Below are 21,027 nucleotides of genomic sequence, written 5' to 3'. Positions count from 1 at the left end.
CTCTTGAACGAGGAATCGATAAACTCCCTTCAGGGCCAGGAGTATCGCGATCGGATCCAGCGGATAGAAAAGGCGCTGACCGATGCCGCCGACGGCGACCTCTCGCTGAAGGAACTGGCCGAGTGGGCGGTCGGGCACCGGGACTGGAACGTCAGGCGCCTCGCCGTGGAGACCCTCGCCGCCCGGTTCGTCGACACGCCCGAGGCACGGACGGCAATCACCGAGGCGATCCACGACGACGTCGACTGGGTGGCCTTCACCGCCATCAAGGTCGCCGGAGAGCACCGGGTCCCGGAGGCGGTGGCCCACATGATCCGCATCTCCGGCTGGCCCAGCAACTTCACCAAGCCCGCCTACGCCCGCAAACCCGTGGGCTGCGGTGCCGCCTTCACCAAGCGCGCCCTGCTCGACTTCTTCGGCTCCACCGATCCGGACGAGCTCCGCGAGCTGGAGGACCGCCACTTCGCCCGGCTGCGGGCCACGGTGGACTCCGCCAGACGCGAACCGGACCTGCGCGATGCCGTGCTGATTCCGGCCGGACCCTTCATCGCCGGGGCCCGGGTGAACGACATCGGCCCCTTCCAGATGGACAACACCGACAATCCGCTGCGCGTCGAGGAACTTCCCGCCTATTACATCGACCGGACCACGGTGACCAACGCCCGGTACGCGGAATTCCTCGACGCGGTGGGTGGCTCCAGGGAGTTCGCCCACCCCGATGAGCCCGACGGCAAGGACTACACCCCCGCGCACTGGCACGATCCCCGGTTCAACGGGCCGGACTCCCCGGTGGTCGGGGTCGACTGGTACGACGCCTACGCGTTCGCCCGCTGGGCCGGGGGCAGGCTGCCCTCGGAGAACGAATGGGAGAAGGCCGCCCGCGGAACCGACGGCCGGATCTATCCATGGGGCGACGAATGGAGCAATGACAAGGCACAAAGCGTCTTCACGGCATACGGCCGCGATGACATCCGGAATCTCGCGGAACTGGAGGAACTGCTCGTCACCACCACCGTCTCCTGGCCCGAGCGCCCGGTGGCCGCGGCCGACTCCCATCCGGCCGGCGCGAGCCCCTACGGCGTCCTCAACATGGCGGGGAACGTCTGGGAGCTCACCCGCACCAACTTCTTCACCCGGGCCGATATGGCCCCCTTCTTCAAGGGGCGTTCGGGACAGGAATTCATGAACCGTCCCGAGGCTTTCCATGTGCTGCGCGGTGGGACGTGGACCTCGCCTCCGGTCTGCCTGTCGACCTTCTACCGAGGTAAGGATCTGCTCACCGACCGGCACAACGAAGTCGGCTTTCGCTGCGTATACGACGCTTCTGGAAAGTGAGGATGCACCATGCCGGACCGAGGCGAGCGCGATGTGCTGCGGCAGTCTCTGGTGGAGGGGATCCATCTGCTCGCGGAGCTGGGCTACAGCGAGGGCATCGCGGGCCATGTGAGCGTGCGCGACCCGGAGGACCCGGATGCCTACTGGGTCAATCCCTTCGGTCTGGACTTCCACCATGTGAGGGTCGACGATCTGCTCCTCGTCGGCGCGCAGGGCGCCGTCCTGGAGGGCTCGGGCGAGCTCAATCCCTCGGTGGACCCGCTCCATGGTGAACTGCACCGCAACCGGCCGGACCTGGTGGCCTTCGCCCATACCCACTCGATGTACGGCAAGACCTGGTCGTCCCTGGGCCGACTGCTCGATCCGATCACTCAGGACGCCTGCGTCCTCTACCGGCGGCACGGCCTGTACGACCGGTTCACCGGTCTGGTCAACGCGCGCCAGGAGGGCAAGGAGGTCATCGAGGCCATGGGCGACGGCACTGCCGTGATCATGCAGAATCATGGCTTCCTGACCGGGGGCCGCTCCCTGGGCGAGGCGATCTGGCTGTTCATCGTGATGGAGCGGGCCGCCGCGTCCCAGCTGATGGCCGAGGCCGTCGGCACGCCGCGGCTGATCCCGCACGAGACGGCCCTGGAGACCGGACGCGCGCTGGCCAGGCTCGAATTCGCCGACCGGCAGTACCGGAACCTGTACGAGACGACCTGCCGGCGCGGGAAGTGACACCATGAAGGTCGGGCTCAACTTCCTGCCCACCGTGGGCCCCGGCGAGATGCCGGCCGAGCGGTTCTACGACGAGATCATCGAGCTCAGCGAGCTGGCCGACCGGCTCTCCTTCAGCCATGTGAAGCTGGTCGAGCACCACTTCCACGAGTGGGGCGGATACAGCCCGGACCCGGTGGCGCTGCTGTCGGCCATCGCCCGGCGGACCACCCGCGTACGGCTGGTGACCGGGGCGGTCACCCCCGCGTTCACCCACCCCATCAAGCTGGCCGCCGCACTGTCGGTCCTCGACAACCTCTCCCACGGTCGCCTCGACGCCGGGTTCGGCCGGGCGTTCCTGCCCTCGGAGTTCGAGGCGTTCGGGGTGGACATGGCCGACAGCCGGGCTCTGATGGAGGAGAACGTCGAGGCCGTCGAGCGGCTGTGGACGGACGAGGGCTTCCGCTGGGAGGGCCGCTTCCACCGCTTCGGCCCGTTGCCCGCGATGCTGCCCCGCCCCGCGCAGCGGCCCCGGCCACCGGTGTTCATCGCCGCCACCACCTCTCCGGAGACCTTCACCTGGGCCGCGTCCAAGGGGTACCACCTCATGATCATCCCGGTGGTGGCCAGTCATGCGAAGCTCACCGGGCTTCTCGATCTGTACCGCGCCACCCGGATGGAGCACGGCCACTCCCCCGACTTCCGACTGCACGTCAGCTACCACTGCTATGTGGCGGAGAGCCAGGACGAGGCGGTGGCGCGAGCCGAGGAGCACTACGCCGCGTATCGGGCCAAACAGCTTGAGGCGTACGGGAGTTGGCGCGGCATCACGTCGGACCAGTACCAGGGCTATGAGCGCATGGAACAGGCGGCTCGCACCACCACGGTGGCCGGTCTGATGGCTGCCGACAACATCATCGTGGGCGGGGTGGCCGATACCGCCGCCACCATCCGCCGCATCGGCAAGCTCTACCCCGGTGCCGAACTGAGCCTCCAGCTGCGGTTCGGGTCCGTCTCGCACACCGAGGCCGTGCGGGCGGTGCGGCTGCTCGGGGAGCGAGTGCTGCCCGAGCTCATGGAGGGCGTATGACCCCGTCCGGCGATCCGGTTCCGCTCAGTCCGCAACAGGAGTGGATCTGGGAGAGCATGCGCTTCATGAACCCGGACGACGCGGCGATGACCAGGACCAACGTCGCTCTGGCGTACACGATCCGCGGCCCCCTGGACACCGGGCGGCTCGAACGGGCGCTGGCCGATGTCCTCCGACGGCACGAGGCGCTGCGCACCAGCCTGAGCGACCTGGGCACCGCGCCCCGCACCCACGTCCAGGAGGCGGAGGATTCGCCCCCGCCCCTCCTCGCCCTGGTGGATCTCTCCGGCGTGCCACCGGAGGATCAGGACACCTACTGCGAGCTGGTGGCCGGCGCCGAGGAGCACCGCGTCTTCGACTATGTCCGGGGCCCGCTGTGGCGGGCGACGCTGGTGCGCCGCTCCCCGACGGAGCATGTGCTGGTCCTGTCCGCCGCCCATCTGGTGCTGGACGCCCCCTCGGTGCAGCTGGTCGTCCGCCACCTGGCCGAGGCGTACGAGGGGATCACCCCTCCGGCACGGCAGGAGCAGTACCGCGACTTCGTGCGGCGGGCCGCCCGGCCGCCCGCGGACGCCGACCGGCGTCTGGAGCACTGGCGCCGGGTGCTCAGCCCCCTGCCCGCCCCGCTCGACGTCCGCACCGACTACCCCGCGGCCCCACCGCCAGTCTTCCTGCGGGAGACGACGCCGTTCCGGGCCGAGGCCGATGCGGAGGCCCTCGCCGGGCTCCGCGGCCGGGCGGGCGTCACCCCCTATCTGATCCATGTCGCGGCCTATGTGGCCGCCCTCGCGGACCTCTGCGGGGCGCGGCGTGTCGTGGTCGGATCCACGCTGACCCGTCTGGAGCTCAAACCGGATCCGCATACGGTCGGGCACTTCGCCGATCTGGTGCTGCTGCCGATCGAGGTGCGCCCCGAGCACACCTTCGGCGAGCTTCTGGAACACGTCAGGGACACCACCCTCGACGCCTACGACAACCAGATGCCGTATCTGCGCATCGCCGACGCGATCGACCCGGACTTCACGGCCAGACGGCCCTGGCCGGCGAGGGCGCTGTACCACGTGTGGGTGCGCGGCAGCGTCCTCAACGCCGACCTGGGCCCGCCGGAGCGCATCGGCGACGCCGAGGTCCGTCCCTTCGAGTTCACGAGGGAGACCTGCTATCCCATCGAGCTGGACGGCGATCGGTACGCGCATGTCTACGGCCAGAACGTGGTGCCCACCCTCTACGTCGGCCCCACCGGGCTGGAGGGCGAGATGACGTACAACCGCGCGGCCTTCACCCCGAGCACCGCACAGCGCTACGTCGACCGCCACTGCCAGAACCTGGAACACATGCTCAAGGACCCTCAGACGCGGATCGGGGAGGTGTGGCATGACAGCGGCCGCTGACCCGCCCGGACACGGCCGTCCGGCCCGCACCCACGACCTGGTGCGCGACGCCGCACTACGGTGGCCGGACCGGCCGGCGCTGATCGAGGGCGACACCGTCCTCAGCTACCGCCAACTCGACCGGCGCGCCGAGGACTTGACCCAGGCCCTGGTGGCACGGGGCGCGGCCCGCGACATGACCATCGCGGTCAGCGCGCCACGCTCCGCCGAGCACGTGATCGCCGCGCTCGCCGTGTGGAAGGCCGGTGGCGTCTGTGTGCCACTGGCGACGGATCTGCCCCCGGCCCGGATCACGGACATGCTGCGGATCGCCGGGGTGCGATGGACAGTGGGTCCGGGACTGACCATCAGCGAGGTCGAGGATCCCCCCGTGGACCAGCCACTCGCCGGTCTGCCCCCGGCTCCGGAGGGCGAGGACGGCTCCGTCGCCTGCGTCTACTTCACCTCGGGCTCGACCGGCAGTCCCAAGGCGGTGGCCCTCACGCACGCGGGCATCGTGAACGAGGCGCTGTGGTCCCATGACGCCTTCTCGATCCGCCCCGAGGACCGCAGCGGTTGGCTGGCCTCCCCCGGATTCGCCATCTCACGATGGGAGTTGTGGACTCCGCTGACCGCGGGCGCCGCCATCGCCGTCTCCGAGGAAGGCGCCGTCCGCGAGCCGGGGGCGCTCCGTGACTGGCTGCTGGACCAGGGGGTGACCTGGAGCATCGTGGTGACCGGGCTCGCGGAACGGCTCTTCGGCGTCCCCTGGCCTGCGGACTGCCCGCTGCGCCTGCTGGTGACGGGCGGTGAGCAGCTGCGGGTCTGGCCCCGCGGCCTGCCCTTCGAGGTCGTCAACTCCTACGGTGTCACCGAGGCGTCCAGCGTCCGCCTCGCGGCCCGGCTCGACCCCTCCGAGGGTGCCACCGGACGTCTCCCCTCCGTGGGCCGTCCGATCCGCGGCACCCGGGTCCATGTGCTCGACGACGCACTGGCCCCGGCGCCCGACGGGGAGGTCGGGGAGCTGTTCATCGGCGGTGTCGGACTGGCCCGCGGCTATCTCGGCGACCCGGAACAGACCGCGCGGCGCTTCGTACCCGATCCGTTCCACGGCGGCGGGCGGCGCCTGTACCGCACCGGTGATCTGGTGCGCGTCGATGAGAAGGGGCGGGTGGAATTCGTCCGCCGACTGAACGACGACCCGAAGGTCGGCGGTGTCCGCGTCGACCTCGCGGCCGTCGAGGCCGCGCTGCTCGCCTCGCCCGGGGTCACCGGGGCCGCGGCCGCGATCCGGGTCCAGGACGGGGAGCGGCCACGGCTGGTGGGGTATCTGGTCGCGGACGACGACCGGCCGGCCCCCGACGAGGTGATCGACGCGGTCGCCCGGCGGTTACCCCCTCAGATGGTGCCCGGCGTCCTGGTGCGCCTCACCTCCCTGCCGCTGCTGTCCAGCGGGAAGGTGGACCGCGGCCGACTCCCGGAACCCACGGCGGACATCGTGTTCCGCGCTCGTCGGGCCACGGCGCGGGACGAGACCGAGCAGCAGGTCATCGACGTCTTCCGGGAAGTTCTCGGCCGCGCGGACATCGGCGCCCACGACGACTTCTTCGGCTTGGGCGGGGACTCCATGGGCGTCGCCCGGGTGCGGCAGTCCCTCCTGGAACGGCACGGCATCGATGTCCCCTACACCCTCATCTTCCGTCAGCGGACCCCGCGCCGGATCTGTACGGCCGCGCGCGACAGCGGGGAGGAGCCCAGGTGACCTTCACGGACGCGCCCAGCAGGCTTCCGGCTCTGGCGAACCGCACGAACCAGCTCGCGGACTCCGCCGTCGGCGCCGTGCTCCGGCTGACCGACGGCCACGATGTGATCGCTCTGGCGGCCGGCAGCCCGGCGCCGGAGACCTACTGCCACCAGGAGTTCACCGACGCCACCACCCGCCTGCTGAGCCAGGGCGGCCTGCCGCTGCGGTACGGCGACGCGAGCGGGCTGCCCGAGCTCCGGTCGTGGATCGCGGCCCGGGAGTCCGCCGAGCTCGGCCGTCCGGTCGACGCGGGGCAGGTGCTTCTCACCCATGGCTCACAACAGGGCCTCGACCTGCTGTGCAAGGCGCTGCTCGATCCCGGGGACGTGGTCTTCGTGGACCGGCCCAGCTATGTGGGGGCGCTGCAGGTCTTCCGACTCTTCCAGGCCCGGGTGGTGGACGTTCCCCTGGGGTCGGACGAGGGTCTCGGCCGACTCGAAGCGGCGCTGTCGGTGGAGGAACGGGCCAAAATCATCTATGTGGTACCCACCTTCGCCAATCCGACCGGCGCCACCCTGAACACCGCGCACCGGCGCCGTCTGGCGGCCCTGGCCCAGCGGTACGGCTGCGTCCTCGTCGAGGACGACCCATACCGGGACCTCGTCTACGACGCCGTCGCGCCCCGGCCGGCCGCCACGGCCTCCGCCGTGGCCGGCGCCGTACGGATGGGTACCTTCTCCAAGGTGCTTTTCCCCGCGGCGCGCCTGGGCCATCTGGTCGTCCCACCGTTTCTCACCGATGTGCTGATGAAGTTCAAACAGGCGGCCGACCTGGGGAATTCACTTCTGATGCAGCAGGTGGTGCATGAGCTCGTCCAGCGGCCCGGCTTTCTCGCCACCCGGCTGGAGCGCGCCCGTCATCTCTATCGCAAGCGCCGCGACGCACTGGTGAGTGCCTTGGCCGGCTCCTTCGAGGGGGCTTTGGAGTTCAAGGTGCCCCACGGTGGCTTCTTCGTCTGGGCGAGGCTTCCCGGGGGCGCCGACGCCACCGAACTGCTGGCCGCCGCGGTCGAGGAAGGTGTCTCCTTCGTACCGGGGACCGATTTCTACGCGACCGGGCCTGACCCGTCCACCCTCCGGCTGTCCTTCTCCTGCACCCGTGCCGAGGACATCGTCGAAGGCGTCGCCCGGCTGGAACGGGCGTGGCGGACCCTGCACAAGGGACCCCGCTCATGAAGCTCACCAGGGACGACGACGGAACCTTCCCGGGCCTCGACAAGGCCCCGTTCGACGTGGACGCGTTCCTGGCCCGGCCCCTGGTGGCCCGGCTGGCCACCGAGGGCCCACGGGTGCGGCCCGTGTGGTTCCTGTGGGAGGACCACGCCTTCTGGGTGCTCACGGGCCCCTGGGCCCGGCTGGAGGAGCGACTGGACCGCGCCCCGGTCTTCGAACTCGTGGTGGACTCGTGCGATCTCGCGACCGGCACCGTTCACCAGGTCATCGCCCGTGGCCACGGCCGGGTGGTGAACTTCGACACGGACCGGGGCCGCCGCAAGCTCACCCGGTACCTGGGCGAGCGGGAGGAGCTGTGGGACGCCCGGTTCAGCCTGCACGGCGACCCGTCCGCCCGGGGCACCCGCTGGGCCCTGCTGGTGCCCGACACCCTGTGGATCGCGGACATGTCCTTCCGCCCGCCCCGCGAAGCGCGAATGGACCGCCCATGAGCACGGACACCACGGACGAGACGGCGGACGGGGCCGCCGGGCACCGCTCCTACCGCCGGGTGCTGACGGGGAACCCGCGCCTGGCCGTACTGCTCGCCGGTTATGTGATCTCCAGCGTGGGCGATGGCATCCTGCTGATCGCCCTGCCGCTGCTGGCCATACGCCACCACGGGCAGCTCTCCGCCCCCGTGGCGGTCGGCCTGGTGATGACCGCACCGTATGTGCTGTCGACCGTTCTCGCCCTCAGCATCGGTCTGGGACGGCTGCGACTGCCCACCCGGGCCGTGGTCATCACCGACAGCGCGCTGCGCACCGTCCTCTTCACGGTGGTGGGCCTCGCCGCCATGGCCGACCGGATCGACATCCGGTTCCTGGTGGTGGCGCTGCTCCTCGGGTCCGTCCTGCATCAGACGGCGTCCAGCAGCCGGCGCCTCGTCGCCACCGGTATGGCCGGGAAGGGCGAGCTCTTCACCGTCAACGGACTGCTGGGCTTCGCGGGCAGCCTGGCGCTCTACGTCGTGGGGCCGGCGGTCGGTGGCGTGGTCACGGTCGCGCTGGGAGCGGACGTGGCCGTCCTCCTCGAAGCACTCAGCTTCCTCTTGCTGTTCGGGGCCGTCGCGCTCGTCGTGCCGCCACAGCCGAGAACGCCCCGGGCGGAGCGGTCGACGGAGTCCGGGTGGCGGATCCTGCGGCTGCGTCCCGTGGCCGCCCGTCTGTTCTTCGTGGTCTTCTTCTTCAATCTGTCCTATATGCCGGTGGAAGTGGCGCTTCCCGTGCTGGTCAACGGAGATCTCCACGGGGACGGAAACACACTGGGCATCATCTGGACCGCCTTCGGCGCCGGGGCGCTGCTCGGCGGGGCGCTCACCGGTTTCCTGCGGAAACTGGACCAGCAGGCCGTCCTGGTGGCGGTCATCGCGCTGTGGGGCGGTTCGGTGGTGCTTCTCGCCCTGGCCCCCTCCGGGCCGGTAGCGATGTGCGCCTTCGCCCTGGGCGGATTCATCTACGCTCCGTTCACACCAATCGCCTACACCTTTGTGCAGTCGGAGCTCCCGCCCCATGAGCAGCAGCCGGTGATCACGCTCTGGACCACCGGCTCGACGCTGGCGGCCCCGATCGGCCTGCCGCTCAGCGGCCCGCTGGTGAGCGCGCTCGGTGCGCGCGGCGGACTGCTGCTGTCCGCGGCATTCACCCTCGTTCTCGTCCCGTTCGCCGCCAAGGGCCTGCTGGGCCCGCGCCGAGTCGCATAGCCAGAGGAGTGCGCACGTGCAGGGATACGAATCGTCGACCTACGGCGACCACATGACCGACCACGACGCCATCGGCTGGCCGGCCGCGAAGGACGAGGACGCTGCGGTGGGGTTCCTCGTGGACGTGGCCAAGCCCGGCCATGCGCTGGAGCTCGGGGTGGGCACCGGGCGGGTCGCCCTGCCGCTGGCGGAGCGCGGCGTGCGGGTCACCGGCATCGACGCCTCTCCCGTCATGCTCCAGCAGATGGCCGACAAGCCGGGCAGCGCACAGGTGCGGGCCGTCCAGGGCGACTTCGCGGAGGCCGCCGTCGACGGGACCTTCGACCTCGTCTACGCCGTCCAGCACACCTTCTTCCTGCTGCGCGATCAGGAGACCCAGATCCGCTGCTTCCAGAACGTGGCCGCGCGGCTGGCCCCCGGCGGCGCCTTCGTCCTCCAGCTGTTCGTCCCCGATCCGCACCGGCTGATCCAGCCGCAGACCAGCGACGCCCTTCATGTGGCTCTGGACCAGGTGGTCCTGCGGGTCTCGAAGTTCGACCGGGTGACGCAGACGGTCAACCGGCAGTACGTCGCCATCACCGAGGGCGGGACGAAGCTGTACCCCATGGTGTTCCGCTACGCATGGCCCACCGAGGTGGACCTGATGGCGCGGCTGGCGGGCCTCCGGCTGGAAGGGCGCTGGGACGGCTGGTCGCGGGCGCCCTTCACCGCGGAGGGCGGGTATGTCGTGGTCTACCGGAAGCCCGCCGAGGCGGTGTGAGGGCCTACGCCACGGTGTCGCCGACCCGGACGGGTCGGTTGGTGGTGACCGACTGTATGGCCGCGAGCGCGACGGACAGGGCGGCGCGGGCGTCCTGTCCGGTGGCGGAGGGGGCGCGGCCGGTGCGCACACACTCGGCGAAGTCGGCGAGTTCGGCCACATAGGCGTCGTGGAAGAGATCCTGGTCGTAGGTGACGCATTCGGCGGCGCTGCCGTCCGGGCCGTAGGCGGTCAGATGGCTGCGGCGGATGTCGCCCATGGTGAGCATCCCCGCCGACCCGAAGACCTCGCCGCGCACGTCGTACCCGTACACCGCCTGGAAGTTCGCCTCGGCGGTGGCGAGGGCGCCGTTGTCGAAGCGGATGGTGACCACGGCGGTGTCGAGCAGTCCGCGATCCTTGAAGTCGGGGCGGACCAGGGCGTCGGCGAACGCGAAGACCTCGACCGGCGTGGCGCCGGGGTTGAGGTAGCGCAGGGTGTCGAAGTCGTGGATGAGGGTCTCCAGGAAGATCGTCCACGGCGGGATACGGCCCGGGTCGGCCAGCTTGGGGTCGCGGGTGAGCGAACGCAGCAGCTGCGGGGTGCCGATGGCGCCCGCGCGGACCTTCTCGTGGGCGGCGTGGAAGCCGGTGTCATAGCGGCGGTTGAAGCCCACCTGGAGGGGGACGCCGGCGTCGGCCGCGGCCGCGATGGCGCGGTCCGCCTCCTCGAGGGTGACGGCCATGGGCTTCTCGCAGTAGACGGCCTTGCCCGCGCGGGCCGCGGCCTCGACCAGCCCGGCGTGGGTGCGGGCCGGGGTGGCGATGACCACCGCCTCGACCCCGGGGTCGGCGAGCAGCTCGGCTATCTCGGTGTACGCCGTGGGGCCGCCCAGCCGGTCGCCGAGCCCCTGCGCGGCGCCGGGTGCCGGGTCGGCGATGGCGGCGAGACGGACACCGGGGAGGCGCCGGGCGAGGGTCTCGGCGTGGAAGGAGCCCATGCGTCCGGCCCCGATGAGGCCTACGGGGAGGGGGTGTGGTGTGGTCATGCGGATGCTCCGTGGGGTCGGTGAGTGGCGGCGTGCGATGAGAACTGGACTCGCGGGCGCGCGCTTCAGCCGGTGAAGGCGGAGCGGAAGCGCTCCAGGGCGAGGTCGCTGTCGCCGGAGGCCCATGCCTCCATGGCGACGGTGCCCTCGTAGCCGAGGTCGGCGAGGGTTCGGGCGAGGGCCGGGTAGTTGATCTCTCCCGTTCCGGGCTCACGGCGGCCGGGTACGTCGGCCACCTGGATCTCGCCGATCAGGCCCCGGCCGTGGGCCCGGCGAACGAGCTCGGTCAGGTTCCCCTCGCCGATCTGCGCGTGATACAGGTCCAGGTTCATCCGCAGACCCGGCCGGTCCACGGCCTGGACCAGCGCCAGGGTGTCGGCGGCCTTGGCGAACGGCACACCGGGGTGGTCGACGGCGGTGTTGAGGTTCTCCAGCGTGAAGGTGACCCCGGTGCGCTCACCCAGCTCGGCGAGGCGGGTGAGGGTGCGGAGGGCGGCGATCCACATCGGGCCGGTGGCCTCGCCCGCCACCGGCGCCACCGGCAGGCCGTCGCCGTCCAGCCCGGTGCCGTGCAGATTCAGCCGGGGGCAGCCGAGCTGATGGGCCACCTTGACCGACTCCTCCGCGGTGCGCAGGAGTTCGGCCGCCCCGTCCTCGTCCGTCAGGCTGCCGCGGAGGTAGCCGGTCATGGAGGAGAACACCGCACCGGTCCGCTCGAGGGCGGTCGGATCGTGTCGGCTCCAGTCCCAGATCTCGACCTGGAAACCGGCGTCGTGGATGCGCCGCGCCCGTTCCTGGACCGGCAGATCCCGGAAGACCATCTCGGCGCAGACCGCCAATGTGTACATCGCTACTGCTCGCCCTCTCTCCGGTCCCGGCAACAAAGCGACTAGAACGTCGCAGCCACTAGAACGTTCTAGCGGAATGAGCAGCAGTACGCCAGCCGCCGACCGCCCCTGTCAAGGGCGGACGGCGGAATCACTAGAACGTTATAGAAGCGGAGAGCATGTCGGCCGGACCCTGGGCTACGATCGTCGCGCCCGGAAGCGAAACCCCGACCGAAGACGACACCTCGACCAGGGAGACCAGTGGTGCCACCGACGCCGTCCGTCCCCCATGGGAAGCGCCCGACCCTCGCGGACGTGGCGGCGCGGGCAGGCGTGTCCACGGCCCTGGTCTCCATCGTGATGCGGGACGCCAAGGGCGCCGGTGCCGCCACCCGTGAGCGGGTCCTCCAGGCGGCACAGGAGATCGGCTACCGGCCGGACGCCCGGGCCCGGCTGCTGCGCAGCCACCGGTCCCATCTCCTCGGAGTGCAGTTCGGCCTTCAGCACCCCTTCCACTCCGATCTGCTGGAGGGCATCTACGCGGTGGCCGAGCCCGCCGGATACCAGATCGCACTGAGCGCCGTGGCCGCCGGGCGCGGTGAGCAGCGGGCCACCGACACCCTGCTCGCCGACCGCTGCGAGGCCCTGATCCTGCTCGGCCCGCAGGCCCCGGCCGCGCGGCTGGCGGAACTCGCCGCACAGCTCCCGGTGGTCTCCGTGGCCCGGCGGCTGCGCGGGTCCGCCCCGGGGGTGGAGGTGGTGCGGACCGCCGATGACGAGGGTGCCCGACAGGCCGTGGACCACCTCGTGGCCCTCGGCCACCGCGACATCGCCCATATCGACGGCGGCAGGGCACCCGGCGCCGCCGACCGGCGCCGTGGCTATCGCACCGCCATGAGCCGCCACGGCCTGGCCGACCGCGTCCGTGTCCTGCCCGGCGGTCTCACCGAGGAGGACGGCGCCGCGGGCGCCCGCGCCCTCCTCGACGCCACTCCCCGGCCCACGGCCGTCCTCGCCTTCAACGACCGCTCCGCCACCGGGGTTCTTGACACCCTCCTCCGCGCCCGGGTTCCGGTCCCCGGCGAGATCTCCGTCATCGGCTTCGACGACAGCCACTTGGCGCGCCTGGCCCATATCGACCTCACCACCGTCGGCCAGGACATCCCCCGCCTCGCCGAACTCGCCGTCGGCCGGGCCATCGCCCGCCTGGAGGGAGAGCGGATCCCCGACGGGGAGGCCGTGGTCGCCCCCCAGCTCGTCGTCCGGGGCACCACGGCCGAGCCCGCCTGAGGGGCGCGGGGAGGGTCGAGGCGGTCAGCCGAGCTTCTTGAGCAGTTCTTCGGCGAGCGGGCCGGAGGAGGCCGGGTTCTGGCCGGTGATGACGTTGCGGTCGACTTCCACATGCGGTGCGAAGGGGTCGCCGACCCGCACCGTCAGGCCCGCCTCGGTCAGCCGGTCCTGCAAGAGCCACTTGGCCTTGTCGGCGTTGCCGGCCATCTTCTCCTCCTCATTGGTGAAGGCGGTGATCCGGTAGCCCGCGTACGCGTGGGTGCCGTCCTCCGTGACCGCCGCCAACAGCGCCGCCGGGCCGTGGCAGACCACGCTCACCGGCATGCCGCTGCGCACCGCGAGGGTGAGGATCCTGCCCGAGGCGGCGTCGACCGCGAGATCCTCCATGGGGCCGTGGCCACCGGGCACATGGACGGCGTCGTAGTCGTCCAGCGTTACGTCGCTCAGCGCGATGGGGGCGCGGAACTCCGCCGCGGTCTCGGTGACGCTCCTGACCCTGGCGGCGTTCTCCGGGCCGCCGTTGGCCTCGGGGCTGAGGCTGGCGGAGTCCACGGGCGGGACGACGCCGCCGGGGGTGGCCACGGTGATCTCGTGGCCCGCGGCCTTCAGCGCCTCATAGGGGACAACGGCCTCGTCGGCCCAGTAGCCGGTGGGGTGCTTCGTACCGTCGGCCAGTGTCCACTGGTCGGCACCGGTCATCACGAACAGGATCTTCGCCATGCTCACTCCTCGATGCGATCACGCGGTGAGTGTGATCGCTGGGTTCTCCTGGGACGTCGCCGCCCCGACGTTGCGCCGCCGTCCTGGCGGCGTGCTCGAAGGTAGATCCACTGGGCATCGGAATGCCAATAGACCAGTCGACCGGACGCGCGTTGTTCACCCGGCTCCCGCGCGGTGTGGAGCCCACCCACCTCGCCCATGACCTGGCCGGACACATCGCCGGGCCACTCGACGCCCTCGCCTCCCTCGGCGGCCGGAACACCGTACTCACCGGCCGCACCACCCCCGTCCACCTGGCCGGGCCCGCGGAGTTGCTGTGCGCCCGCGCCCTGCCCGCACTCGCCCCGCTGGTCGCCGAGGGGGTGCGGCTGCGGATCACGATGGGGCTGACGGATCCGCTGCTGGAGCCGCTGCGCGCGGGACACCACGACCTCGTGATCGCCACCAGACGCCCCGGTGGCCGCACGCTGACCTCGCTCCCGCTGGCGGACGAGGACTATGTGCTGGTCGCCTCGCCCGGCTGGGCCCGGCGCGTCGGGGAGCGCCTGGCGGCCGACGGACCGTGTGCGGCCGTCCGTGACGTACCGCTGATCACCTACGCGGAGGATCTCCCCATCGCCCGCCGGTACTGGCGCAATGTCTTCGGCAAGCGGCTCACCGCCCAGGCCGCGGTGACCGTGCCGGATCTGCGCGGGGCCGTGTCGGCCGTCGCCGCGGGCGCCGGTTACAGCGTGCTCCCCCGTTATCTGTGCCAGGACGAACTCACCGCCGGTGGACTCGTCCTGCTCCATGAGCCCGAAGAGCCGCCGCTCAACACGCTCTTCCTGGTACAGCGTCCGGGTGCCGACGCCAACCCGGACGTCGCCCGGGTCCGGGAGCGGCTTCAGCGCACCGCACGCACCTGGTGACACGCACACGCCGGGCGGGTCAGCCTCCGCCGTTCGGCGAGGGCTCGTCCACCATGCCGTGCTCCCAGGCCCAGGCCGCGATCTCGACGCGGTTGCGGGCGGCCAGCTTGCGCTGGACGTTGCCGAGGTGGGTCTTGACGGTGGACAGGGTGACATGGAGATCCGCGGCCACCTCCTCATTGGTACGGCCACGGGCGACCCGACGGACCACCTCGACCTCACGCTGGGTCAGCGGCTCGAGCAGAGCCTTGGGCCCGTCCCTCCCCCGGCGGGCCGGACGGGCCTCGGCGGGGGCCGGCCGGTCACGGCCGGGTGCCATGTGCGCGAGCAGGCGCACGGTCACCGACGGGGAGATCAGCGAGTTGCCCGACGCCGCGGCCCGTACCGCCTCGGTGAGCAGCCCGGGTGCGCCGTCCTTGAGCAGAAAGCCGCACGCGCCGTTGCGCAGCGCTCGATAGACGTATTCGTCGAGGTCGAAAGTGGTGGCGATGAGGACGTTGAGGGGATCCGGCACATCGGGCCCGGCGAGCAGCCGGGTGGCCTCCAGACCGTCCAGTTCGGGCATGCGGATGTCCAGGAGGCAGACGTCGGGCCGCAGGCGGCGGGCCCGCTCGACCGCCTCGACGCCGTTCGCCGCCTGGGCGACGACCCGCATGTCCGGCTGGGAGTCGAGAATCATGTGGAAGGCGGCACGGACCATCTCCTGGTCGTCGGCGATGAGTACCTGGATCGTCATGTCACGCATGATCGCAGGCGATCGTCTCCTCAGTGGCCGTCTTGTCCAGCGGCAGGACCGCCCGGACGTGCCAGCCGCCGCCGTCCCGTGGTCCTGATGTGATGTGCCCGTTGACCTCCTCGACTCGTTCGGCGAGCCCCACCAGACCGTAGCCGCTCTCCTCGACCGGCCTCCCGGCGGCGGGCGAGGCGCCACCCTGCCCGTCGTCGACGACCGACACCTCCAGCCGCTCCGGATCGCCGGGCCGCACCCCGATCCGTACCTCCACCCGGCCGACCCCGGTGGCGTGTTTGCGGACGTTGGTCAGCGACTCCTGCACCACGCGGTGGACCGTGGTGGCGATGCCGGGCGGCAGCGGCCGATCGGCGAGCTCCGGGGCGAGGATCACCTCGGCGGCCGGCCCCACCTCGGAGAACTCCTCGGTGAGGGCACGCAGATCACGCAGCCCGCCCAGTCCGCGCGGGCCCGCCGGACCGCCCGTGGGCCGGGTGGTGGCGGAGGCGGTGGCGTGGTCCCGCAGGCTGGTGACCATGGCGCGCATCGAGCCGAGCGCCTGGGATCCGGCCCGCTCGATCTGAGCGAGCATCCGGTCCAGATCCTCCGGGGACTGGGTGTGTCCGGCCGCGGCGGTGAAGCGCGCGGCTTTGGCCTGGGCGACGATCGCCGTCACGTGGTGGGCCACGAAGTCGTGCAACTCCCGTGCGTGCTCCAGGCGTTGAGCCTGCCGGATGGTCTCGCGCTCCCGCTCCCGCAGCGTGTCGTACAGACGCAGACACAGCCCCACCACCACCATGAACGGCACGGCGCAGACCGCGATGACGGTGATCAGTTCCTTGAGGTGGTCGTCCCACTGCTCGATCCGCAGCGGAAGGACCACGGCGGCGAGGGAGGGGGTCGCGACCAGCCCGGCCGCTCGCAGTGGCGGGCAGCGCCGCACGGCGCGCGTGCTGAGCAGCAGCAGGGCACCCAGTTCCACCATGCCCGGGGTGTTCGGGGGACGCTCGGACAGCCGCGCTTCCGTCACGGTCAGCACGCACGAGAGGGCCGCCGCGCCGATGGCGTAGCGCGCGAAGAGGCGTTCCGGCACGGCGAGCGCGGCCAGGCACAGCACCCCGGACACCATCGTCGCCGCGGCCATCGGCGGATGCGGCGCGTTCAGCCCCTCCAGGACCACGAGGACGACCAGAGCGACGCCGACCAGGCCCTGTCGGAGGTGCCGAAAGCGGAAACGGGACCGGAACTCGGAGATCATGGCAGGTCACGCTACGGTCCGGCCGCCGTCGCCACATCAGACTTTCGGCCGAGGAAACCGGGGAAGTGGCACGGTCCGCTTCGGCATTCCGGTGGATCCGCCACGCCACGTCCCCGCGAAGGATGGCATCCGGGGCGACCGGAGTGCGCTCGAGCCTGGTGCGCCACGCCCCTTCCGACCGTTGCCCCCCTCGATCCTCCCGAAGGCCGTCGATGTTCCGCACCGCCCTGCGCACCCTCCGATCTCATCGGCTCCGTTTCGCGATGCCCGCCCTCGCCGTCGTGCTCGGCGTGGCCTTCGTGACCGGTTCGCTGCTCTACGGCGACTCCGTCAGAGCGGCCGTGAACCGCGCCCGGTACAACTCCCAGCCCGATGCGTCCGTCTCCATCACCGCGGACCCCGCCGCGCCACACCGGCTCGATGACACGCTGCTGCGGCGGCTGCGGGCACTGCCGTCGGCGGCCGCGGCGCGCGGTGTGGTGGAGGGCCGCTGCTTCTTCGTCGGCTCCGACGGCACTCTGGTCGGCGATCTGAACCAGGCCGCGGGCGTCAATTACGTGCCCGACGACAGCGGCAAGGACGTCCGCTATCCACTCACCGAGGGCCGTGGCCCCCGTGGCCCCGCCGAGATCGCCGTCGACCGGCGGACCGCGGAGCGGGCCGGGTACCGGGTGGGCGCCCGGGTACGCATCGTCGTGGCCGGCACGGCACTCGACGCACGGCTGGTCGGCGTCTTCACCGCCCATGACAGCCGGGTGGACTCCGGTGGCACGCTCACCGCCTTCGACACCGCCACCGCGCAACGGCACTTCGCCCCCGCGCCGAAGGGCTACTCGGCCATCACGCTGACCGCCGCCGAGGGCACATCGGACGCCCAACTCGCCCAGTGGGCACAGAAGTCGCTGCCGTCCGGACTGCGGGCGGTCACCCGCGCCGATCCGGAGTCCGGTGCCGCCTCCGCGGGGGACGCGGACAAGCTGACCACACTGCTGCTCAGCTTCGCCGGGGTCGCCCTGTTCGTCTCCACCTTCCTGGTGGCCAACACCTTCACCATGCTCAGCGCGGCCCGCGCCCGGGAACACGCACTGCTGCGGGCCATCGGCGCCACCACCAACTACGTGCTGCGCATGGTCCTGGCCGAGGCCGCCGTGGTCGGTACGGCGGCCTCGGCCATCGGCTACGGTCTCGGCGTCGGCGCCGCGCATCTGCTGGGCAGCCTGTTCGACGCCTCCGGAGCGGGGAACGCCACCGTGCCGGCACTGTCCGCCAAACCGCTGCTCGCTGCCTTCGCCGTGGGCATCGGTGTCACGGTCCTCGCGGCCTACGTCCCGGCCCGGCGGGCGGCGGCCGTACCGCCCGTGGCGGCGCTGCGGACCGTCCAGCCGTCCACCGCCGCCTCACTGCGCCGCCGCAACGCCATCGGGCTGATCACCACCGCGTGCGGCGCGCTGCTGATCGCCGCCGCCGTCGGCGAGCCGAACCTCCTCTTCGGCGCCGCGCCCCTGCTGCTGGTGGGCCTGATCGTCCTCACCCCGCTGCTCGCGCTCGGCGTCACCGGGTTGCTGCGCTCCCCGCTGACCCGGCTGGCGGGCATCCGGGGCAAGCTGGCGGTGGAGAACGCCCGCCGCAATCCACGGCGTACGGCGGCCACCGCGACCACCCTGATGGTCGGTCTGGCGATGGTCACCGCCGTCACCGTGGCCGTCACCTCGGTGAACCGCTTCGACGAGCGGGAGGCCGACCGTTCCATGGCCTCGGACCTGCGCATCACGGCCGTCGACTTCGGGGAGGTCGGCGAGGGCACGGCGGCCCGGGTGGCGCGGCTCGCCGACGCCGAGGCCGTCACCTCCGTCATCCCCGCCTACTTCGACCTCGCCGACAAGACCCCCCTCTCGGTCACCGCGGTCGACCCCGCCGCGGTGGAACGCGCCGCGTCGCTCACCGTCCGCGAGGGGTCGCTGGACCGCCTCGGCCGGGGCATAGCCGTCACCGAGGAGCTGGCCGCCGCCCACGGCTGGCGGCTCGGCTCCCGTGTCACCGGAAGTTTCACCAGCGCGAGCGGGCGTACGCCGGACACCAGGACCAGTCTGCCCGTCGTCGCCATCTACGACGGCCCCGAGGATCTGGTCCCCGCCCTCGTCTCCGAGCGCGCCCTGCCACGTCCGGCCGGCGCCGAGGACCGGCCGAGCGTCGACTCGGTCCTGGTCAAGGCCGCCCCCGGCCGCACCGCCGCGCTCCGGGAGGAGATCCGGCGCACCCTGGACAACCCGGCGCTGCTGGTCCAGGACCGCGCCGCCGCGAGGGCCGCCGCCACCGCGCGGACCGCGCCGTTCCTCAACATCATGTACGCCATGCTCAGCGTCACCGTGCTGATCGGCGCCCTCGGGGTGGTCAACACCATGGGCATGGCCGTATTCGAGCGGGTGCGGGAGATCGGGCTCCTGCGGGCCATCGGCCTGGACCGCGGTGGCATCGGATCCGTGCTGCGCCTGGAGTCGGTGACCATCTCCCTCTTCGGCTCCGCGCTCGGTGTCGTCGCCGGTACGGCCATCGGCGCGGCGGCGGTCCTCGGGCAGGAGGTCGTTCCGCTCGTCATCCCGTGGGACAGGACGGCCCTCTTCTTCCTCGCGAGCGCGGCGATCGGTGTGCTGGCCTCGCTCTGGCCGGGGCGGCAGGCCGCGCGCATCCCGATGCTGGAGGCCATCGGCGCGGACACCGAGTGACGGTCGTGGGGCGGCCGCCCGTTGCCCCACCCCGGCGTGTCGCGGCCGGGAAACCACCGCAACACGACAGAGGCGGGTAAAGGTGTTTTCCCGGGAGGGGCTCAGCGACCAGTGAGGAGCGGCCGTGCCCGCTGTCGACCAGCACCCGTGGCCGCAGGCCGCGGCGGCGGTGAGGGACTGGCTGGCGGGCCCGGCCACGTCCGGCGATCTGGCCGCGGCCCGTGCCCAGATGGGCTTCTCGCTCGCCTGGCACATCGTGGTGGCCTGTCTGGGCGTGGGGCTTCCGCTGCTCACCCTGATCGCCGAATGGTGGGGCGTACGCACCGGCGACCCCTCGTACCGGCTGCTCGCCCGGCGCTGGGCGCGGGCCATGGGGGTGCTGTTCGCCGTGGGCGCGGTCTCCGGCACGATCCTCAGCTTCGAGATGGGATTGCTGTGGCCGGGGCTGATGGGCCGTTACGGCCAGGTCATCGGGCTGCCGTTCGCCATCGAGGGCATCGCCTTCTTCATCGAGGCCATCTTCCTCGGCATCTACCTCTACGCATGGGACCGGCTGCCGCCGCGCGTCCATATGCTCACCGCGGTCCCCATCATCATCGCCGGTGTGGCCTCGGCGTTCTTCGTGGTGTGCGCCAACGCGTGGATGAACCAGCCGCGTGGCTTCACCGTCCGCCACGGCAGGGTCGTGGACGTCGACCCGCTGGCCGCGATGTTCAATCCGGCCAGCCCGCCGCAGACCGTCCATATGATCCTGGCCGCGCTGATGGTGGCGTCCTTCCTGACCGCGAGTGTGTACGCGGTCTCCCTGCTGCGCGGCCGCACCGACCGCTACCACCGCGCGGGGTTCTTCATCCCGTTCGTCCTCGGCGCCGTCGTCTCACCCGTCCAACTCGTGGTGGGCGACTGGATCGCCCGCTTCGTGGCCGACTACCAGCCGGTCAAGCTCGCCGCCATGGAGGGTGTCTTCACCACCTCCAGCCATGTGCCGCTCACCGTGGGCGGTATCGCGGGCGACCACGGCATCAAGGGCGGTCTGGAGATCCCGAGCGGTCTTTCGCTGCTGGTCGGCTTCAGCCCCAGCACGGTCGTCGAGGGGCTGAACCAGGTGCCCCCCGCTCAGCGGCCCCCGATTACCGGCACCCATCTGGCGTTCGACCTGATGGTGCTCGGCGGGCTGTTCCTGATCGGGCTCGGGGTCTGGCTGCTGCTGGCCTGGTGGCGTACCCGGCGCCGGGGCGGGAGCGACCCGCTGGCCCGCCGGGGCACACGCCTCTTCCTGTGGCTGGCCTCCTTCAGCGGTCTGGCGGCGGTCGTCTCCCTGGAGTGCGGCTGGGTCGTCACCGAGGAGGGCCGTCAGCCGTGGGTGGTGCAGGGGGTCCTCAGCGTCCGAGACGCGGTGAATCCCGCCCCCGGCCTCATGACCGGGCTGTGGCTTGTGCTCGTGGTGTACGCCGCGATGACGGTGGCCACCGTCTATGTCCTGCGCCGGCTCGCGGGCGAGCGCCCGGTCCCGCTGGCCCCGCAGGAAGCCGATGTGACCGGCTATCCGGTCGTGTGAACCGCTGGAGGT

At 71.6% G+C, this 21,027-nt stretch carries 18 protein-coding genes; 13 read left to right on the top strand and 5 right to left on the bottom strand.

The window, feature by feature from the left end; genetic code table 11:
* Nucleotides 1-3: 3 nt before the first annotated feature.
* From ACMTAK_RS47370 to ACMTAK_RS47330, 9 genes are read left to right on the top strand one after another with little or no spacing between them, the layout of a single operon-like run.
* On the top strand, nt 4-1,335 hold the full coding sequence (locus tag ACMTAK_RS47370) for an SUMF1/EgtB/PvdO family nonheme iron enzyme (RefSeq protein WP_413811897.1): 1,332 nt from the start codon (nt 4-6) through the stop codon (nt 1,333-1,335).
* A gap of 9 nt (nt 1,336-1,344) precedes the next feature.
* The gene (locus tag ACMTAK_RS47365; protein WP_413811896.1) at nt 1,345-2,058 is read left to right on the top strand and encodes a class II aldolase/adducin family protein; all 714 of its coding nucleotides are present in this window, start codon (nt 1,345-1,347) and stop codon (nt 2,056-2,058) included.
* Nucleotides 2,059-2,062: 4 nt separating this feature from the next.
* Nucleotides 2,063-3,127 (top strand): LLM class flavin-dependent oxidoreductase, encoded by a 1,065-nt coding sequence (locus ACMTAK_RS47360; protein ID WP_413811895.1) that lies wholly within the window; start codon nt 2,063-2,065, stop codon nt 3,125-3,127.
* Entirely contained in the window at nt 3,124-4,518 is a 1,395-nt protein-coding gene (locus ACMTAK_RS47355) for a condensation domain-containing protein (protein ID WP_413811894.1), read from the top strand. The genes ACMTAK_RS47360 and ACMTAK_RS47355 overlap by 4 nt, the downstream gene beginning before the upstream one ends.
* Nucleotides 4,502-6,259 (top strand): non-ribosomal peptide synthetase, encoded by a 1,758-nt coding sequence (locus tag ACMTAK_RS47350; RefSeq protein ID WP_413811893.1) that lies wholly within the window; start codon nt 4,502-4,504, stop codon nt 6,257-6,259. The genes ACMTAK_RS47355 and ACMTAK_RS47350 overlap by 17 nt, the downstream gene beginning before the upstream one ends.
* Complete coding sequence (locus ACMTAK_RS47345; RefSeq protein WP_413811892.1) at nt 6,256-7,476, top strand: aminotransferase-like domain-containing protein; 1,221 nt, start codon at nt 6,256-6,258, stop codon at nt 7,474-7,476. Before ACMTAK_RS47350 ends, ACMTAK_RS47345 begins: the two co-directional genes overlap by 4 nt.
* A complete protein-coding gene (locus tag ACMTAK_RS47340) occupies nt 7,473-7,964 on the top strand; it encodes a pyridoxamine 5'-phosphate oxidase family protein (protein ID WP_413811891.1) in 492 nt (163 codons plus the stop codon). Before ACMTAK_RS47345 ends, ACMTAK_RS47340 begins: the two co-directional genes overlap by 4 nt.
* Nucleotides 7,961-9,214 carry an MFS transporter gene (locus ACMTAK_RS47335; RefSeq protein WP_413811890.1) on the top strand — a complete coding sequence of 418 codons (1,254 nt, stop codon included), beginning with the start codon at nt 7,961-7,963 and terminating at the stop codon, nt 9,212-9,214. Before ACMTAK_RS47340 ends, ACMTAK_RS47335 begins: the two co-directional genes overlap by 4 nt.
* A 16-nt stretch (nt 9,215-9,230) precedes the next feature.
* Complete coding sequence (locus tag ACMTAK_RS47330) at nt 9,231-9,974, top strand: class I SAM-dependent methyltransferase (protein ID WP_413811889.1); 744 nt, start codon at nt 9,231-9,233, stop codon at nt 9,972-9,974.
* A 4-nt stretch (nt 9,975-9,978) separates the two neighbouring features.
* Here ACMTAK_RS47330 and ACMTAK_RS47325 read toward each other — a convergent pair whose 3' ends face one another.
* Both ACMTAK_RS47325 and ACMTAK_RS47320 read right to left on the bottom strand, forming a co-directional pair.
* On the bottom strand, nt 9,979-11,001 hold the full coding sequence (locus tag ACMTAK_RS47325) for a Gfo/Idh/MocA family oxidoreductase (RefSeq protein WP_413811888.1): 1,023 nt from the start codon (nt 10,999-11,001) through the stop codon (nt 9,979-9,981).
* A gap of 65 nt (nt 11,002-11,066) precedes the next feature.
* Nucleotides 11,067-11,849 (bottom strand): TIM barrel protein, encoded by a 783-nt coding sequence (locus tag ACMTAK_RS47320; RefSeq protein WP_413811887.1) that lies wholly within the window; start codon nt 11,847-11,849, stop codon nt 11,067-11,069.
* Between the two features lie 243 nt (nt 11,850-12,092).
* Between ACMTAK_RS47320 and ACMTAK_RS47315 the strand changes: the two genes are divergently transcribed.
* A complete protein-coding gene (locus ACMTAK_RS47315; RefSeq protein WP_413811886.1) occupies nt 12,093-13,118 on the top strand; it encodes a LacI family DNA-binding transcriptional regulator in 1,026 nt (341 codons plus the stop codon).
* A 24-nt stretch (nt 13,119-13,142) separates the two neighbouring features.
* Here ACMTAK_RS47315 and ACMTAK_RS47310 read toward each other — a convergent pair whose 3' ends face one another.
* On the bottom strand, nt 13,143-13,838 hold the full coding sequence (locus tag ACMTAK_RS47310) for a type 1 glutamine amidotransferase domain-containing protein (RefSeq protein ID WP_413811885.1): 696 nt from the start codon (nt 13,836-13,838) through the stop codon (nt 13,143-13,145).
* Nucleotides 13,839-13,960: 122 nt separating this feature from the next.
* Here ACMTAK_RS47310 and ACMTAK_RS47305 point away from each other — a divergent pair, with 122 nt between their 5' ends.
* Nucleotides 13,961-14,746 carry a LysR substrate-binding domain-containing protein gene (locus tag ACMTAK_RS47305; protein ID WP_413811884.1) on the top strand — a complete coding sequence of 262 codons (786 nt, stop codon included), beginning with the start codon at nt 13,961-13,963 and terminating at the stop codon, nt 14,744-14,746.
* A gap of 19 nt (nt 14,747-14,765) precedes the next feature.
* Here the strand turns inward: ACMTAK_RS47305 and ACMTAK_RS47300 are convergent, their stop codons facing one another.
* Together ACMTAK_RS47300 and ACMTAK_RS47295 are read right to left on the bottom strand one after the other, a co-directional pair.
* A complete protein-coding gene (locus ACMTAK_RS47300; RefSeq protein ID WP_413811883.1) occupies nt 14,766-15,491 on the bottom strand; it encodes a response regulator transcription factor in 726 nt (241 codons plus the stop codon).
* Nucleotides 15,484-16,734, bottom strand: a complete 1,251-nt coding sequence (locus tag ACMTAK_RS47295) for a sensor histidine kinase (RefSeq protein WP_413811882.1) — start codon at nt 16,732-16,734, stop codon at nt 15,484-15,486. Before ACMTAK_RS47295 ends, ACMTAK_RS47300 begins: the two co-directional genes overlap by 8 nt.
* Before the next feature lie 212 nt (nt 16,735-16,946).
* Here ACMTAK_RS47295 and ACMTAK_RS47290 point away from each other — a divergent pair, with 212 nt between their 5' ends.
* Nucleotides 16,947-19,457, top strand: coding sequence for an ABC transporter permease (locus ACMTAK_RS47290; RefSeq protein ID WP_413811881.1), 2,511 nt, complete (start codon nt 16,947-16,949; stop codon nt 19,455-19,457).
* Nucleotides 19,458-19,581: 124 nt separating this feature from the next.
* Nucleotides 19,582-21,015: a cytochrome ubiquinol oxidase subunit I gene (locus tag ACMTAK_RS47285; RefSeq protein WP_413811880.1), complete on the top strand. Its 1,434-nt coding sequence runs from the start codon at nt 19,582-19,584 to the stop codon at nt 21,013-21,015.
* The last annotated feature ends 12 nt before the right edge of the window (nt 21,016-21,027 follow it).

The sequence above is a fragment of the Streptomyces lacaronensis genome (assembly GCF_047337785.1).
Lineage (GTDB): Bacteria > Actinomycetota > Actinomycetes > Streptomycetales > Streptomycetaceae > Streptomyces > Streptomyces lycopersici.
The sequence above is the reverse complement of the archived record's forward strand: the minus strand, read 5'-3'. Positions and strand labels throughout refer to the sequence as shown.